The organism is Halochromatium sp., from assembly GCF_046541315.1.
Lineage (GTDB): Bacteria > Pseudomonadota > Gammaproteobacteria > Chromatiales > Chromatiaceae > Lamprobacter.
This window is the reverse complement of record NZ_JBKHDN010000040.1, coordinates 1-16,768: the sequence shown is the minus strand read 5'-3', so window position 1 is coordinate 16,768 and position 16,768 is coordinate 1. Positions and strand designations below refer to the sequence as shown.

Here is a 16,768-nt window from a genome sequence, read left to right as displayed (position 1 = left end):
GAGCAGGTGCGAGCGGATCCGGGGGGCTTGGTCGGCGCCGCTCGGCGGTTGGCCGGGCGCCTGGTTGGGCGCCTGGTTGGGCGCCTGGTTGGGCGCCTGCTTGGGCGCCTGGCTTGGCGCCAGTTCGGGTGCCAGTTCGGATGCCAGTTCGGGCGCCAGTTCGGGCGCCAGTTCGGGCGTCTGCTTGGTTGTCTGCGCGGGCGTTTGGTTGGATGTCGCGCCCGGCGTTGAACTGGGCGCGTCGGTGAGTCCACGGCCTTCGACGAGGAAGATCAGTTTGTCCGCCTCAAGGGCGATGGCGGCTGCGCGCGCGACATCGGCGGCGCTGAGGTTGAAGACCTCGCCGGTCGGCGAGTAGCCGATCGGCGGCATCAGCGCGACGGCGCCATCGTCGAGCCGCTGGCCGAGCGCGACGCGGTCGATGCGGCGTACCGTGCCGGTGTGCTGGTAATCGATGCCATCGAGCACGCCGATCGGCCGCGCGAAGACGAAATTGCCGGAGGCCACCGGGATGCGCACACCGGCCATCGGCGAGTTCGCCAGGCCCAGCGATAACAGCGCCTCGATCTCGACGCGCGCGGTGCCGGCGGCTTCCTTGACGCAGGCGAGGGCGGCATCGTCGGTGACGCGCAGGCCGTTGATGACCCGCAGGGCGGCGCCGCGCTCGACCAGGCGGCGCTCGATCTGCGGGCGCGCGCCATGCACGATCACCAGGCGGATACCGAGTCCATGCAGGAGCGCGATGTCATGCACGAGTTCGGGCAGACGGGTGTCGTCGAGCGCCTCGCCGCCGACGGCGATGACGAAGGTACGGCCGCGATGGGCATGGATATAGGGTGTACAGTGCCGGAACCAGTCGAGGAAAGGGTCGGCGGCTGGGCGCGAGGTCATAGACGAGTCCGAGCTTGGGTCAATGATCGTGCGGCGAGCGCGGGCTCATGCCGAGCCGTTCGCCGCCACGATGGGAATTGCGGTTAGGCCGCCGGATCTGCTCGGCGAGCAGGGGCGGCGGGAGCCGGGAAGGGTTTGGTTGGACGTGGGACTTGGTCGTTGCCGGCGAATCCCGCAGAATACGCCATCCTTGTCCGTTGCGGGGATGGCCTTGGCGCGGACGGCGCCGCTTGCCCTGGACTCGTCAGGCGCACTTGCGGTGTACTCCGGGTGTAACCCCTGTGTCCAGAGGGGCGGCGCGACAGCTTCGGTGTTTTCATGAATCTGCACGAATATCAGGCGAAACAGCTTCTTACCCGCTTTGCGATCCCGGTGCCCGAGTCGGTGGTGGCGGCGTCGCTCGACGAGGTGCGGGCAGCGGCCGAGAGCCTCGGCATGCCGGCCTTGGTCAAGGCGCAGGTGCATGCTGGCGGCCGGGGAAAGGCGGGCGGCGTGCGACGCTGCGCGTCGATGACCGAACTGGAGGCCCAGGCCCGGGCGTTGCTCGGCAGCCGGCTGGTGACGGCGCAGACGCCGCCCAACGGACTGCCGGTGTCGCGGGTGCTGTTGGAGACGCCGGTCGCGATCGCGCGCGAACTCTATCTGGCGCTGCTGGTGGACCGCGCGGCGGAGCGCATTGCCGTCATGGCCTCGGCCGCGGGGGGCATGGACATCGAGACGGTGGCGGCCGCCGATCCCGAGGCGGTGCTGGTCTCGCACATCGAGCCGGCGCTGGGACTGCGTCCCTGGCAATGCCGTCAGATCGGGCTGTTCCTGGGTCTGACGGCGGCCCAACAGTCGGCCTTCGCGGGGCTGTTGAACGGGCTTTACCAGTTGTTTATCCGCTGCGATGCGCGCCTGGTCGAGATCAACCCGCTGGTGGTCACCGAGGCCGGCGAGCTGATCGCATTGGACGCCAAGCTGGATCTGGACGACAGCGCCCTCTATCGGCAGCCGGAGCTAGCGGCGCTGCATGATCCGAGCCAGGAGGATGCGCGCGAGGTCGCGGCGCGCGCCGAGGGGCTGAGCTACATCAGCCTGGAGGGCGATATCGGCTGCATGGTCAATGGCGCCGGGCTGGCGATGGCGACCATGGATCTGATTGCCCTGCATGGCGGCGCGCCGGCCAATTTTCTCGATGTCGGCGGCGGCGCCACCGCCGAGCGGGTCGCCCGCGCCTTCGCCCTGGTGCTCAGCGATGACAAGGTGGCGGCGGTGCTGGTGAATATCTTCGGCGGCATCGTGCGCTGCGACCTGATCGCCGAGGGCATCCTTGCGGCAGTCCAGGAGGTCGGCGTCAAGGTGCCGGTGGTGGTGCGCTTGGAGGGCACCAACGCAGCCCTTGGGCTGGAGCGGCTGGCGCGCAGCGGGCTGGCGATCGAGACCGCCGCGACCCTGGTCGACGCCGCCAATAAGGTGGTCGAGGCGGCCGCCGCGCAACGCGCACGCGTCCCGCACGCGGGAGGCGAGACATGAGCGTCCTCGTCGATGCCGAGACCCGGGTGATCTGTCAGGGCTTCACCGGGCGCCAGGGCAGCTTCCACAGCGAGCAGGCGATCGCCTATGGCACGCGCATGGTGGGCGGCGTGACGCCCGGCAAGGGCGGGCAACGCCATCTGGGGCTGCCGGTGTTCGATACGGTCCACGCGGCGGTGCGCGCGACCGGCGCCGAGGCCACGATGATCTATGTGCCGGCGGCCTATGCGGCGGATGCGATCCTGGAGGCCGCCGATGCCGGCATCCGGGTGATCGTCTGTATCACCGAGGGCATTCCGGTGCTGGAGATGCTGGCGGTGAAGGCGGCACTGGCGCGCCATGAGGCGGTGCTGATCGGGCCGAACTGCCCAGGCATCATCACTCCGGGGGGCTGTAAGATCGGCATCATGCCCGGCGCCATCCATACCCCGGGACGGGTTGGCATCGTCTCGCGTTCCGGGACCCTGACCTATGAAGCGGTCGAACAGACCTCGGCCGAGGGGCTGGGGCAGAGCACCTGTATCGGCATCGGCGGCGATCCGATCCACGGGATGGATTTCGTCGACTGCCTGGCCCGGTTCGAGGCCGATCCGGACACCGAGGCGGTGCTGATGGTCGGCGAGATCGGCGGCGGCGCCGAGGAGGCGGCCGCCGCGTTCGTGCGCCAGCGCATGACCAAGCCGGTGGTGGCCTATATCGCCGGCGTGACCGCGCCGCCGGGCAAACGCATGGGACACGCGGGCGCCATCGTCAGCGCCGGCGGTGGCAGCGCCGAGGCGAAATATCAGGCGCTGGAGGTCGCTGGTGTCCAAGTGGTGCGCTCGCCCGCGCTGCTTGGACGGCGCGTCGCCGAGCTGCTTGGCCAGTAAGCCGAAGCCGGCGGGACCGCCAATCATTCAGTCAATGCCTATGGTCAATCCCCAGGCAGGCTCTTATACTCACCCGATGAGCAGCCGACAGGTTGAACGGAGAACTCCATGAAGAAGGTCGAAGCCATCATTAAACCCTTTAAGCTCGACGATGTCCGCGAGGCCCTGTCGCAGGCTGGGATCACCGGCATGACTGCGATCGAAGTCAAGGGCTTCGGTCGCCAGAAAGGGCACACCGAACTCTACCGCGGCGCCGAGTACGTGGTCGATTTCCTGCCCAAGGTCAAGGTCGAGCTGGTGGTCGCCGACGATCAGCTCGATACCTGTGTCGAGGCCATCACCAAGGCCGCGCGCACCGGCAAGATCGGCGATGGCAAGATCTTCGTCAGCCCGGTCGATCGGGTGGTGCGCATCCGCACCGGCGAGGAGAACGAGGCCGCGATCTGAGCGCCGCAGCCTGCGGCCATCCGCACCGCCGGCGGCGGCGATCGCCGCACCGCGACTGCGGCGCCGCTCAGTTGCGGTCCAGGCCGAGATAATCCCAGACCCGCCGCGCCAGGCTGACCTCGCTCGGGTCCGGGGTATCGTCGAGGAAGCGACCCGCCTCGCGGTTCATCACCAAGACCCGGCGCGCATCGGCGGCGAGTTCGTCCTCGCCGAGCCGCCGGTAGCCCTCGATCATCAGCTCCAGGGCATCCTCGACGGCGCCGGTACGCTGGAAGCGCTCGACCACGTACTGGGCCCGCGCGACAGCGGCGAGATAAGCGCCGCGCTCCATGTAGTAGCGGGCGACGTGTAGCTCTCCCTCGGCCAGCATGTTGCGCAGATGCAGCATGCGCTGGCGCGCATCGGCGGCATACTTGCTGTTCGGATAGAGGCGCACGAGTTCCGAGAAATCGTTGAAGGCATCCATCGCCGAGCCGGGGTCGCGCTGCGCGGTGTCGAGCGGGAAGAAGCGGTCGAGGAAACCAATGCTGCGGTTGTAGTTGACGATGCCCTTGAGATAGTAGGCATAGTCGACGTAGGGGTTTTGCGGATAGAGCTTGATGAAGCGGTCGGCGGCGGCGAGTGCCTGCTCGGGCTCCTCGGCCTTGTAGTAGGCGTAGGCGATGTCGAGCTGGCCCTGCATCGCGAAACGACCGAACGGGTAGCGTGCTTCGAGTTTCCGGTACAGTTCGATGGCGCGCTTGTAATTGGCGGAATCGAGTTCCCGCGCGGCCTTGCTATAGAGTTCGTTCGCCGACCAGCCCTCGGTCTCATCGAACTCCTTGCCGAGGATGCCGCAGCCGCTCAACAGGGCAACAGCGATGAGGGTCGTCACTAGGATTCGGATCATGGAGAATGCGGCGTCGCAGCGCGTGTTCATGGGTCGAGGTGATAGCTCGTCAGTATACTGAATCGACGTGACAGTCACAGAAGCACCCCCAGAGATCATGGACAGCCGCCCGCACGATCGGACCCGGGACGAGGACTCCGAGCCCCGGACCCTGCGACTGCGGCCCGAGCACGCCGGGCGCCGGCTCGATCAGGTCCTCGCCGAGCTGCTGCCGGCATTCTCGCGCAGCCGCCTGCGAGACTGGATCGAACAGGGGCGGGTGTCGCTTGACGGGCGCGCGCCGCGCCCGAAAGACCGCGTGCGCGGGGCCGAGCAGGTGCTGGTCCGGCCGTTGCTGGAACCCGCCGGGGACTGCCTGCCGCAGCCGATCCCGCTGCGCCTGGTGTTCGAGGACGCCCATCTGCTGGTGATCGATAAACCGGCCGGGCTGGTGGTGCATCCGGCCGCCGGGCATCCGGACGGCACCCTGCAGAACGCGCTCTTGCATCATGACCCGCGCCTCGGCGACCTGCCGCGCTGCGGTATCGTGCATCGCCTGGATAAGGAGACGACCGGACTGATGGTGGTCGCGCGCAGCCTGCTGGCCCATCGCTCGTTGGTCGCGCAGCTCAAGGCGCGCAGCGTCAAGCGCGAATATCGCGCCTTGGTGGTCGGCCAGCCCGCCGCCAGCGGTCGCGTCGATGCGCCGATCGGGCGGCATCCGACGCGGCGCACGGCGATGGCCGTGGTCGCCGGTGGCCGGCCGGCGGTGAGCGACTATCGGGTGTTGGAACGCTATTCGCATCACAGTCTCCTCGGCGTGCGGCTGCACACCGGGCGCACGCATCAGATTCGCGTCCACATGGCCCATCTGCGCCATCCATTGGTGGGCGATCCGCTCTATGGCGCGGGCTCGCGTGTCGCCGCCGACGCTGGTGGCGAGCTGGCCGCCGCGTTGCGCGGCTTTCCGCGCCAGGCCTTGCAGGCCATCGGGCTTGGGCTGATCCACCCGGCGAGCGCCGAACCCATGCACTGGCAGGTGCCGCTGGCCGCCGATCTGGCCGCGCTCCGCGCCCTTTTGCAACAGGAGAGCGGCGATGCGGCTACTGCGACCTGATTGGCCGGCGCCCCCGGCGGTGCGGGCGGTCAGCACGACGCGCGAGGGTGGCCTGAGCAGCGGGCCTTACGCGAGTCTCAATCTCGGCGACCATGTCGGCGACGATCCGCTGGCGGTGCAGCGCAACCGCGCGCGGTTGCGCGCGCGCGCCGGGGTGCCGGTCGAGCCGCACTGGCTGCGACAGGTGCATGGCTGTACGGTCAGCGCGCTGCCCAGCGTTCCCTCCAGTGTTCCGACCAGTGTTCCGCCCAGTGTTGCGCCCAGCGCTGCGCCCAACGCCGCGACCAGCGCGGCCGATGCGGCCTGCGTCGCCGATGCCTCGGTCGCCTTCGGGCCGGGCTCGGTCTGCGTGGTGATGACCGCCGACTGTCTGCCGATCCTGCTCTGCGATGCGGCCGGCGGCGTGGTCGCAGCGGTACATGCCGGCTGGCGCGGCTTGGCGGCCGGCGTCATCGAGGCGACGGTACGGCGCATGCGGCGCCCGGCCGGGCAGCTGCTGGCCTGGCTGGGGCCGGCGATCGGGCCGGAACATTTCGAGGTCGGCGACGAGGTGCGCGCGACCTTTTGCGCGGCGCGCGCCGAGGCGGCCATGGCCTTTCGGCGCGGCGTCGAGGGGCGCTGGCTGGCCGATCTCGGGCTGCTCGCGCGCCAGCGCCTCGGCGCGCTGGGCGTGCGCTGGATAGGCGGAGGCGAGCATTGCACCTTTGCCGAGCCGGAGCGCTTCTTTTCCTATCGGCGCGATGGGGTGAGCGGGCGTATGGCGAGCCTGATCTGGCTTGAGTCGCCGGCGTTGTGCGACGCCACTTGAACCCGAGGGGACGGCGCTTGCCTAACGCACATGGCGCGGCGCCGCCCGGGAAGACGCGTCGTTCGCGGTTCGCGCGCGGGGCGGCAATGGCCGTTTGGACCGAGCGGGTGCGGCGGCCGGTTCGATTGATCTCGCCCGCTGCTGCCGCTACTCTCTTTTTTTATCAGATCATTGGATCCATCAGTACTAGCTCATGAGTAAACGACGCCTCCCCTTGGCGCTCCCGAGCGCGGTTCGCGGCCAGGCACCCCGACCGGCACCCCGGCCGGTCCGCTCGCCTCGGGCCATGACCCGAGGTCGCTTCCCGTTCGCACGCCTGCTGACCCTGCTGCTGAGCGCGCTCCTCGCCTTCGGCGCGCTCGCCAAGACCCAGGAGGTCGGGCTCGCCGAGCTGTTCCCCGATGAGCGTCAGGCCCGCACCATGGTGGTCATCAACAAGGTGCTCGAGCGTTTCCACTATCGGGACTTCGAACTCAGCGACGCCTTCGCCACCGAGGTCATCGACAACTACTTCACCGACCTCGACTCGAACCGGCTGTTCTTCTTGCAACGCGACATGGAGCGCTTCCGGCGTTCGGCCGGACGTCTCGACGACGATCTGGCCAAAGGCAAGCTCGATACCGCGTTCGATATCTTCCGCGTCTACCGCATGCGGGTCGATGCGCGCATCGACTATGCCTTGTCGTTGTTGCGGCAGCCGTTCGATTTCGAGCGCGACGAAAGCTATCTGTTCAAGCGCGACGAGGCGGACTGGGCCGCGAACGAGGCCGAACTCAACGACATCTGGCGCAAGCGGGTCAAGAACGACTACCTGCTGCTGAAGCTGGCCGACAAGGACGACGAGGCGATCCGCGAACAGTTGCGCGAGCGCTATACCGGCATCACGCGACGGATCCACCAGTTCACCGCGGACGATGTCTATCAGAGCTTCGTCAATGCCTACACGCGCACGCTCGAGCCGCATACCAGCTATATGTCGCCGAGCACCTCGGAGAATTTCGACATCAGCATGCGCCTCTCGCTCGAGGGCATTGGCGCGGTGCTGCGCGCCGAGAACGAGTACACGGTGATTCAGCGCACCATTCCGGGCGGGCCGGCGCGTCAGTCCGGTCAGATCCAGACCGGCGATCGCATTGTCGGCGTCGGCCAGGGGGTCGATGGCGAGATGGTCGACGTGGTCGGCTGGCGGCTGCAGGATGTCGTCGACAAGATCCGTGGCCCCAAGGGCTCGGTGGTGCGGTTGCAGACCTTGCCGAAGTCCGAGGCGGCCGGCGGGCGCATGCGCGAGGTCTCGTTGGTGCGCAACGAGATCAAGCTCGAGGATCAGGCGGCGCAGCATTTCGTCATCGAGGGTCCGGAGAATGCGCCCTCGCTGCGCATCGGCGTCATCGAGGTGCCGGCCTTCTACCGGGATTTCCGCGCCGAGTCCGCTGGCCAACAGGATTTCCGCAGCACCACCCGCGACGTGCGCGCCCTGATCGAGGAACTCAAGGCGGCGTCCATCGATGGCCTGATCATCGATCTGCGCGGCAATGGTGGCGGCTCATTGACCGAGGCGCTGGAGCTGACCGGCCTGTTCATCGAGGAGGGGCCGGTGGTGCAGGTCAAGGATTCGTTCGGCAAGATCGAGGTCGAGGTGGACCCGGACCCGGCGATCCACTACACCGGCCCGCTCGCCGTGCTCGTCGATCGCAACAGTGCCTCCGCGTCCGAGATCTTCGCCGGCGCCATCCAGGACTATGGGCGCGGCATCATCATTGGTGAGCCCACCTTCGGCAAGGGCACGGTGCAGACGCTGATCGATCTCGATCGCTACGTGCCGGGTGACGATACGCAGCTTGGGCGGTTGCGCCTGACCATGGCGGAATTCTTCCGCATCAGCGGGGCGAGCACGCAGTTGAAGGGGATTGAGCCCGATATCAACTTCGAGCTGGGCCTGCAGGACATCGAGCATGGCGAGCGTTCGCTCGACAATGCGCTGCCCTGGGGGCGGATTCGCCCGGCCACGTTCGAGGTCGATGCCAAGCTCGATCTCGCGACGCTCAAGCGGCGCTCGGCGCGACGCATCGTCGAGGACGATGGTTTTCGGATGCTCATCGACCAGGCCCGCATCCTGAGCGAGATCGAGGCGCAGGACCGCGTCTCGCTGAGCGAGCGTGAGCGACGCGCCGAGTCCGAGCGTCGCGAGCAAGTGCTGCAAGAGCGCAAGGCCGCGTTCCTGCGCGCGCGTGGGATCGAGCCCGTCGATGAGGATGCCGACCATGTCGACGAGGAGGCCCTGGAGCAACAGCAGGAGGTCATCGACCGCATCCTGACCCGCGAGGCCGCCCGCATCCTGGCCGACATGATCGTGTCGCGAGAGGCCGACGAGCAGCCGCGCGCGGCGATGAGCGACTGAGACCGCGATTGATGTCCGAGCCCCTGTCGTTCGCCGCGTTACCGGCGCGGCGCCTGCGCCCGTTCGCCGATCCCGCAGTCCGTGCCCTGCTCGCCGATTGTCTCATCGGGCTGGAGAAGGAGACCCTGCGCGTGACGCCGGCGGGGCGCGTGGCGCAAACCCCGCATCCGCCGGCGCTGGGCTCGGCCTTGACCCACCCGCATATCACCACCGATTTCTCCGAGGCCCTGGTCGAGCTGGTGACGCCGGCGCTGTCGCGGCCGCAGACCGTGCTCGATGTTTTGCGCGACCTGCATCTGTTCGTCTATCGGCACATCGGGGACGAGCGCCTGTGGGCGGCGAGCATGCCCTGCGTGCTCGACGGCGGGGCCGACATCCCGCTGGCGCGCTATGGCCGCTCGAATGCCGCCGAGATGAAGACCGTCTATCGGCGCGGGCTGGGCAATCGCTATGGTCGCACGATGCAGATCATCGCCGGCGTGCATTTCAATTTCTCGCTGCCGGAGGCCTTTTGGGAGCCCTACCAGGCCGAGGTCGGCGGCAGCCAGGACGACGGTCCGGCCGCAGCCCGCGACGCCGGCTACATGGGCATGGTGCGCAACCTGCAGCGTCTGGGCTGGATGGTGCCCTATCTGTTCGGTGCCTCGCCGGCGGTCTGCCGCAGCTTCGTGCAAGACCCGACCACCGACCTGGAGGTGTTCGATGCCCAGACCTTCTACTATCCCTACGCGACCTCGCTGCGGATGGGCGATATCGGCTACCAGAACCGTCAGGAGGAGGGCACCGGCCTCAAGGCCAACTACGACAGCCTCGATGCCTATACCCGCAGCCTGACCTGGGCGATTCGCACGCCCTGCCCGCACTATGAGTCGATCGGCACCAAGGTCAATGGGCGCTGGGAGCAGCTCAACGATCATGTGCTGCAGATCGAGAACGAGTACTACAGCACCGTGCGTCCGAAGCAGCTCACCGACTGGATGGAGTTCCCGACGCTGGCGCTGCGCCGGCGCGGGATTCGCTACGTCGAGCTGCGCTCGGTGGATGTCAATCCGTTCGAGCCGCTCGGCATCGAGCTTGAGCAGATGCACTTCCTGGCGCTGTTCATGCTCTATTGTTTGCTCTTGCCGAGCCCGACGATCTCCCCGCGCGAGCGCCGCTGGATCGACAGCAACGAGGTGCTGGCCGCGCATCGTGGGCGCGAGCCGGGCTTGCGATTGCAGTGTTCGGCGGGCGCGATCGCGTTACGCGACTGGGGCGAGCAGGTGCTGGAAGCGATGGCGCCGCTCGCCGAGCTGATGGATGGCGCCGGTGGGGGCGCCAGTGAGGGCGCCGGTGGGAGTGCATTCCAGGCCGCGCTGCGCGCGCAGCAGTTGAAGATGGCCGCGCCCGAGGCGACGCCCTCGGCACGGATCTTGGACGAGATGCGCGCGCGCGGCGAGGGCTTCGCTGAATACGCGCGCCGACTCACCGAACAGCATTGGGAGGGCTTTCGCCGGCTCGAACTCGATCCGGCGCGCGCGGCGTCGCTTGCGCGGCTCGCGGCTGATTCGCGCGCGCGGCAGGCGCAGATCGAGGCCCATGACGAGGGCGATTTCGATCATTTCCTCGCGCGCTACTTCGCGCAGACCGAGACCGAGCCGGTGACGCTGCGATCGCCTTTTGCGCCGGCCGACGGGCTGAACGAGGAGCGCGCCTAGCCGCGCCCACCGCGCGAGGCCCGGCGCAGGACCCAGTCCATGGCGCGGCTCGGCAGCAGGCGGCGCAGCACGGCGAGCAGATGAGTCGGCAAGGTCACGGCGTAGCGCGCGCGCGGGCGCGGATGCTCGAGCGCATGCACGAGCTTGCGCAGCACCGCCTCGGGCGTCAGCGTGAACGGCTGTGCGGCGCCCTGCTTGCGCAAGCGCGCCTCCATCTGTCGATAGGTCGCGCGGTATGGGCTGTCGTGCGGGTCGATGTGGCGCTGATAGGCGTTGAAGGCATTGTCGCGAAAGCGGCTCAGGATCGGCCCCGGCTCGATCAGCGACACCTCGATACCGCTGCCGCGCAGCTCCAGGCGCAGGCAGTCGGTGAGCCCTTCGAGCGCGAACTTGCTCGCGACATAGGCGCCGCGAAAGGGCAGCGCGACGAGGCCGAGCACCGAGCTGTTGTGCACGATGCGGCCCTGGCCCTGGGCGCGCATGATCGGGATCACCCGCCGGGTCAGGTCGTGCCAGCCGAACAGGTTGGTCTCGAACTGGGCGCGCAGCGCCGCGCGGGTCAGATCCTCGACCGCCCCAGGCAGCCCGAAGGCACCGTTGTTGAACAGCGCGTCCAGGCGTCGATCGGTCAGTGCCAGGGCGGCTTCCAGGCCGCTGGCGATGCTCTCGGGATCGTTCAGGTCGAGGCGCACGGCCAGCAAGCCCTCGGCTTGCAGGCGCTCGACATCGGCCTGCTGGCGCGCCGAGGCGACCACCTTCCAGCCGCGCTTTGCGAGTGCATGGGCGCAGTGGTGCCCAATGCCGCTCGAGCAGCCGGTGATGAGGATACTGCGTTGCTGGTTCATCTTGGTATGATCTCGATCTTGGTCGCTATCGCCATCATGGTCTCGCGGATTGGCCTGGGGCCGGCTTAGTGCGCGCGGATCGGCGATGAGGTCGCATCCCGCCTGGCCACACTGGTTATCGGTTCCCGCCGCGCCGGCATCCTCCGCTGCCGGACCGGCGGGCCCGATGCGGATTCGGCTGCTCGACATGGTCGCCGATCATGGTACCGCGCTTGCGGTGAATGGTGCTGGACGTCGCGGCCAGTCGATGGGCGCTGGTGAGCCGGAATCGAGTCAGTGTCCGCGCTCGCACGGCCTGGGGGCGCGCCGATGTCAGGCTCCTGGCGCCCTTGCTCGCCTCGCCGTGGTGACCGGGGCGGGGGCCTTTGGGGCCTTGGTGACCGAGATCAAACTCGATCTCGGGCGACAGGATGCGGCGCGGATCGATCCCGGCGCACAGCGCTTCGATTTGGGGCCGGGCACCCTCGACAGCCGTCTGGGGGCGGCGATGGACAGCCATCGGCTCGATCGGGCGCTGAGTGCCGGGCGACAGGCCATCGAGCGGGCCAAGCTGGAGGGCGTCGCGGCGATCTCGGCGCGCGGCGGCGGAACGGGCGCGCGCATCACCAATCGGGCCTGGTATCGGCTGCTGAATGCCGGCGACTTGGTCGAACGCGAAGACACGGACGTTGCGCTCATCCTCAAGCGCCATGCCGCAGCCTTGGATCGAGCGGATCCCTATCGGGCATTGCGCTGCCTGGGCGGTTTCGAGCACGCGGCGCTGGTCGGCTCGGCGTTGGCGGCGGCTCAGCTTGGATTGCCGTGGTGGGCCGTGGGCGCGAGCGCGCGGATCGCGGTGTTGCTCGCGCTGCGCCTGAATCCGTCCGCGCGGCCTTGGCTGCATGTGCCTTCTGTCGGCTGTGGCGAGGTCAGTCTCGTTCGTTTGGACGCTCGGCTCTGACGTCTCCGACTTTTGTCTACAATACGCGGCCTTGTTGGCATCAATGGAGACCTGACACAAGATTCATGGGCGCAATTATTTCCGTTATCTCGCAAGAGCTGGACTGTCATCCGCGGCAGGTGCAAGCAGCCGTGGAGCTGCTCGACGATGGCGCCACGGTGCCGTTCATTGCGCGCTATCGCAAGGAGGCGACGGGCGGGCTCGACGATATCCAGTTGCGCCATCTGGCGCAGCGCTTGGGTTATCTGCGCGAGCTGGAGGAGCGCCGCGCGGCGATCCTGGCCAGCATCGAGGAGCAGGGCAAGCTCTCGGAGGCGCTGCGCGCCGAGATCGAGGCCGCCGAGACCAAACAGCGGCTCGAGGATCTCTATCTGCCGTTCAAGCCGAAGCGGCGCACCAAGGCGCAGATCGCGCGCGAGGCGGGGCTCTTGCCCTTGGCGGATGCCTTGCTCGCGGATCCCTCGCGAGCGCCCGAGCAGCAGGCCGCCGCCTATGTCGATGCCGGCAAGGGAGTGGCCGATAGGGCGGCGGCGCTGGAGGGCGCGCGTCAGATCCTGATGGAGCGCTTCGCCGAGGATGCGGAGCTGGCCGGGCAACTGCGCGAGCGGCTCTGGGAGGTCGGCATCCTGGTGGCGCGGGTGCTCGACGGCAAGGAGGCCGAGGGCGCCAAGTTCTCCGATTACTTCGATTACCGCGAGTCGATCGCCAAGGTGCCCTCGCATCGCGCGTTGGCGCTGTTCCGGGGCCGCAATCAGGGCGTCCTGGCGTTGGAGTTGCGAGCCGGCGAGGGCGAGGACCCGGATGTCGCCTTCCGTGGCCGCATCGCACAGCATTTTGGCATTCGCGATCAGGGCCGGCCGGGCGATGCCTGGCTGCTCGAGACGGTGCGCAAGGCCTGGCGGATCAAGCTGATGACGCGCCTGGATCTCGACCTCAAGCATCGGCTGCTGGAGGCGGCCGAGAGCGAGGCGATCCGGGTCTTCGCGAAGAATCTGAAGGCGCTGCTGCTGGCGGCGCCGGCCGGGCGGCTGCCGACCATCGGGCTCGATCCGGGATTGCGGACCGGGATCAAGGTGGCGGTGGTGGATGCGACCGGGCGCGTGGTCGACACCGGTACGCTCTATCCGCATGCGCCGAGGAACCAATGGGATGCGTCGATCGCGGCGCTGGCCAAGCTGGCGGCGACGCACGGCGTGAAGCTGATCAGCATCGGCAACGGCACCGCCTCGCGCGAGACCGATCAGCTCGCGCGCGAGCTGATCCGCCGTCACCCGGAGCTGGGGTTGCAGTCGCTGGTGGTGAGCGAGGCCGGCGCCTCGGTCTATTCGGCCTCCGAGTATGCGTCGCGCGAGCTGCCGGAGCTGGATGTGTCGCTGCGCGGGGCGGTGTCGATCGCGCGCCGGTTGCAGGATCCGCTCGCCGAGCTGGTGAAGATCGAGCCGAAGGCGATCGGCGTCGGTCAGTATCAGCATGATGTGAATCAGAGTGGGCTGGCGCGCACGCTGGATGCGGTGGTCGAGGATTGCGTGAACGCGGTGGGCGTCGATCTGAACACGGCGTCGGCGCCGCTGCTGGCGCAGGTCTCGGGGCTGACCTCGACGCTGGCCGAGAACGTCGTGCGCTTCCGCGAGGAGCAGGGCGCCTTTCGCAGTCGCGCGCAGTTGAAGAAGGTGCCGCGCCTGGGCGAGAAGACCTTTCAGCAGTGCGCGGGCTTCTTGCGCATCACCGATGGCGATGAGCCGTTGGATGGCTCGGCGGTGCATCCGGAGGCCTATCCGGTGGTGCGGCGGATCCTCAAGGAGGTCGGGCGGGATATTCGGGCCTTGATCGGGGATCGCGCGACCTTGAGCCAACTGCAGCCGGCCCGTTTCGCCGATGCGCGCTTCGGCGAGCCGACGGTGCGCGACATCATCGCCGAATTGGAGAAGCCGGGGCGCGATCCGCGTCCGACGTTCAAGGCGGCGAGCTTCATGGAGGGGGTCGAGACGCTGTCCGATCTCCGGCCGGGCATGGTGCTGGAGGGCACGGTGACCAATGTGACCAACTTTGGTGCCTTCGTCGATGTCGGCGTGCATCAGGATGGGCTGGTGCATATCTCGCGCTTGGCGGAGCGTTTCGTGCGCGATCCTTATGCGGTGGTCAGCACCGGGCAGTTGGTGAAGGTGAAGGTGCTGGAGGTGGATCTGCCGCGCAAGCGGGTGGCGTTGAGCATGCGGCTGGATGATGCAGCGGAGGGCGAGGGCGGTGCCGGGCGCTCGGAAGGCGGTCAGCGGGGTGCTGGCGGAGCTGATCGGCGCGGTGGTGTTGGTGCCAAGGCTGGTAGTGGCGGTGCTAGCGGTGATGGTCGCTCGGGCTCGAAACGGAAGTCGGGTGGCGAGGAGTCGACGGTGGCCGAGGGGGCGATGGCGGCGGCCTTTGCCAAGGCTCGGCGGGGGTGACCGGCGTTTGCCGGTCGGGGGCTGGAGGCTGGTTTGCGTTCGTCGCTGGTGCCGGCATCGGGTGGCGCCCGCCGGGGGGGCGCCGTGAATCCGTCCTTGGAGGCTCGCGATCGCTATCCTGGCGATCGACGCCCCCGGCGGGGGCCCCCCGTCACCGTCACCTCTGGCCTTGTCGTCGACGGCTTTGCCCATCGCTGCCGGCCGCTGCCAGGCGTCGTTGTTTTAGCGCACGAGCATGATCAGCAGGATGACAAAGCCGACCACGGCGGCGAGCGGCACGAGCGCGGCTTGCCAGTCGCCTTTCTCGGCCTTGGGACCGTTCTCTTGCCAGTTCTTTAGGGTCGGCCAAAGAAAAAACAGCATCATGATCAGGACGCCGGCGGCGGCGATCTTCAGGAATAGGTCCATGGGGCCTCCGTGAGTGGATGTCTGATCAACAAAAACCCCGGCCGCAGCCGGGGTCGTGTCAGCTCAGCCAGCGAGAGAGCGCCTAGGCGTGCTCATTCATCGCCCATGATGCCCAAGATCTGCAGCAGGCTGATGAAGATGTTGAAGATGGAGAGGTAGATGCCGTAGGTCGCCATGATGTAGTTGGTTTCGGCGCCGCTCTTGATCCGGCTGGTGTCGAACAGGATGAAGCCGCTCATGAGCAGGATGATCGCCGCCGAGACCGCGAGTGCGAGGGCCGGCATGTTGAGGAAGATGTTGGCGATCATGGCGACGACCGCGACCATCATGCCAGCGAACAGGAAGCCGCCGAGGAAGCTGAAGTCGCGTTTGCTGGTCAGCGCGTAACCGGAGAGCCCGAGGAAGATCACCGCCGTGCCACCGAAGGCGGTGGCAATGATGCTGGGGCCGTTTGGCAGCGCCAGGTACATGCTCAGGATCGAGCCCAGGCCGAAGCCGAGCAGGCCGGTGATGACGAAGATGACGCCGACGCCCTTGGCCGATTGCGCGGCGCGCGGCAGCACGAACATGCCGAGCAGCATGGCGCCGATGACCGATACCAGGTAGACCCAGGAGGGCATCGCCAGCGCCATCGAGAGCATCGCGGTGAAGGCGCTGAAGCCGAGGGTCGCGGCGAGCAGGAGATAGGTGTTCTTGAGGACCTTGTTGGTCTCGAGCACCGAGCCGGCGCGGCCCGCCGGGACTGCTTGCTGTTTCGTCAGGAAGGAGTTGGGGTTTGCCATCGTGATGGTGTCTCCGTTGGGTTTGCATCATTGCATCGCGGACCTTTGACCGGGTCTTGGCCCTAAGGTTTCGAGGGCGATGCCTTAGAGCGCAAGCATACCGATAACAGGGGCCTTGTTGCATCCTTTGGATGCGGACATCCGCCCCAAGTGCAAACTGGCCCAAGTGCAAACTGGTCCGCTGTTGAGGTATCCTATGCGGATTGCTCGACTCCGCTCGGTCGACAACCCCGCCCAGGAGAGGTGGCAGAGCGGTTGAATGCACCGGTCTTGAAAACCGGCGACGGTTGATCCCGTCCGTGGGTTCGAATCCCACCCTCTCCGCCATTCATGCTGTCAGTCATGCTGTTCTACTCGACGCTGCGCGCGTCGCCTCATATCCACCTGTGGAACCCCTGACGCTCGCCATTCTCTCTGTTGGGACGCAGACCGAGCAGATGGCCGCGCGACCCGATTGCCGGATAACGCTGACCCAGAGGCCCAGATTTCACGGGCCAGATCTCACGGGCCAGAGTTCACGGGCCAGATTTCACGAGATGTTCGTGTCCGCGCGTCAGGGCGAATGGCTCTACCCGCGCGCATGCCGCGGTGTACGGACGCGTTTGCTGCTGTGTTTCGCCCCTGCAGCCCCTATTTATGGATCCCTGTGCCGCAAGGTTTGAGGCCTCATGTCGATGATGAAGCGGGTTATAGCCATCCTGTGCCTGATCGCGGGCTTGGTCGCGGGTAGGGCCTGGGCGCAGCC

General features: G+C 67.6%; 14 protein-coding genes and 1 tRNA gene. 10 read left to right on the top strand and 5 right to left on the bottom strand.

What is annotated here, in order from left to right:
- A partial coding sequence (argA, locus tag ACLFQI_RS04630; protein WP_410757706.1) for an amino-acid N-acetyltransferase occupies positions 1–891 on the bottom strand: 891 nt, incomplete at its 3' end.
- A 318-nt stretch (positions 892–1,209) separates the two neighbouring features.
- On the opposite strand from argA, the gene sucC reads away from it, so the two are divergent.
- The 3 genes from sucC (at position 1,210) to ACLFQI_RS04615 (ending at position 3,722) form a co-directional block, all read left to right on the top strand.
- Complete coding sequence (gene sucC / locus ACLFQI_RS04625; protein WP_410757705.1) at positions 1,210–2,406, top strand: ADP-forming succinate--CoA ligase subunit beta; 1,197 nt, start codon at positions 1,210–1,212, stop codon at positions 2,404–2,406.
- Positions 2,403–3,275, top strand: a complete 873-nt coding sequence (gene sucD / locus ACLFQI_RS04620) for a succinate--CoA ligase subunit alpha (RefSeq protein WP_410757704.1) — start codon at positions 2,403–2,405, stop codon at positions 3,273–3,275. The genes sucC and sucD overlap by 4 nt, the downstream gene beginning before the upstream one ends.
- A gap of 108 nt (positions 3,276–3,383) precedes the next feature.
- A complete protein-coding gene (locus tag ACLFQI_RS04615) occupies positions 3,384–3,722 on the top strand; it encodes a P-II family nitrogen regulator (RefSeq protein WP_410757703.1) in 339 nt (112 codons plus the stop codon).
- Positions 3,723–3,789: 67 nt separating this feature from the next.
- Here ACLFQI_RS04615 and ACLFQI_RS04610 read toward each other — a convergent pair whose 3' ends face one another.
- On the bottom strand, positions 3,790–4,611 hold the full coding sequence (locus tag ACLFQI_RS04610) for an outer membrane protein assembly factor BamD (protein ID WP_410757702.1): 822 nt from the start codon (positions 4,609–4,611) through the stop codon (positions 3,790–3,792).
- Between the two features lie 97 nt (positions 4,612–4,708).
- Between ACLFQI_RS04610 and rluD the strand changes: the two genes are divergently transcribed.
- The 4 genes from rluD (at position 4,709) to gshA (ending at position 10,610) form a co-directional block, all read left to right on the top strand.
- Positions 4,709–5,707, top strand: a complete 999-nt coding sequence (gene rluD, locus ACLFQI_RS04605) for a 23S rRNA pseudouridine(1911/1915/1917) synthase RluD (protein ID WP_410757708.1) — start codon at positions 4,709–4,711, stop codon at positions 5,705–5,707.
- On the top strand, positions 5,688–6,515 hold the full coding sequence (gene pgeF / locus ACLFQI_RS04600; protein WP_410757701.1) for a peptidoglycan editing factor PgeF: 828 nt from the start codon (positions 5,688–5,690) through the stop codon (positions 6,513–6,515). Before rluD ends, pgeF begins: the two co-directional genes overlap by 20 nt.
- 286 nt (positions 6,516–6,801) lie before the next feature.
- Positions 6,802–8,913, top strand: coding sequence for a carboxy terminal-processing peptidase (locus tag ACLFQI_RS04595; RefSeq protein ID WP_410757707.1), 2,112 nt, complete (start codon positions 6,802–6,804; stop codon positions 8,911–8,913).
- Positions 8,914–8,924: 11 nt separating this feature from the next.
- A complete protein-coding gene (gene gshA, locus ACLFQI_RS04590; RefSeq protein ID WP_410757700.1) occupies positions 8,925–10,610 on the top strand; it encodes a glutamate--cysteine ligase in 1,686 nt (561 codons plus the stop codon).
- Here gshA and ACLFQI_RS04585 read toward each other — a convergent pair.
- Entirely contained in the window at positions 10,607–11,455 is an 849-nt protein-coding gene (locus ACLFQI_RS04585) for an SDR family oxidoreductase (RefSeq protein WP_410757699.1), read from the bottom strand. The genes gshA and ACLFQI_RS04585 overlap by 4 nt on opposite strands.
- A gap of 166 nt (positions 11,456–11,621) precedes the next feature.
- On the opposite strand from ACLFQI_RS04585, the gene ACLFQI_RS04580 reads away from it, so the two are divergent.
- Together ACLFQI_RS04580 and ACLFQI_RS04575 are read left to right on the top strand one after the other, a co-directional pair.
- The gene (locus tag ACLFQI_RS04580; RefSeq protein WP_410757698.1) at positions 11,622–12,395 is read left to right on the top strand and encodes a nicotinate-nucleotide--dimethylbenzimidazole phosphoribosyltransferase; all 774 of its coding nucleotides are present in this window, start codon (positions 11,622–11,624) and stop codon (positions 12,393–12,395) included.
- Between the two features lie 65 nt (positions 12,396–12,460).
- Positions 12,461–14,833 carry a Tex family protein gene (locus tag ACLFQI_RS04575; protein WP_410757697.1) on the top strand — a complete coding sequence of 791 codons (2,373 nt, stop codon included), beginning with the start codon at positions 12,461–12,463 and terminating at the stop codon, positions 14,831–14,833.
- Positions 14,834–15,055: 222 nt separating this feature from the next.
- On the opposite strand, the gene ACLFQI_RS04570 is transcribed toward ACLFQI_RS04575, so the two are convergent.
- Positions 15,056–15,241, bottom strand: coding sequence for a hypothetical protein (locus ACLFQI_RS04570; RefSeq protein WP_410757696.1), 186 nt, complete (start codon positions 15,239–15,241; stop codon positions 15,056–15,058).
- 92 nt (positions 15,242–15,333) lie between these two features.
- The gene (locus ACLFQI_RS04565) at positions 15,334–16,023 is read right to left on the bottom strand and encodes a Bax inhibitor-1/YccA family protein (RefSeq protein ID WP_410757695.1); all 690 of its coding nucleotides are present in this window, start codon (positions 16,021–16,023) and stop codon (positions 15,334–15,336) included.
- 237 nt (positions 16,024–16,260) lie between these two features.
- On the opposite strand from ACLFQI_RS04565, the gene ACLFQI_RS04560 reads away from it, so the two are divergent.
- Positions 16,261–16,350: transfer RNA gene (locus ACLFQI_RS04560), tRNA-Ser, on the top strand.
- The last annotated feature ends 418 nt before the right edge of the window (positions 16,351–16,768 follow it).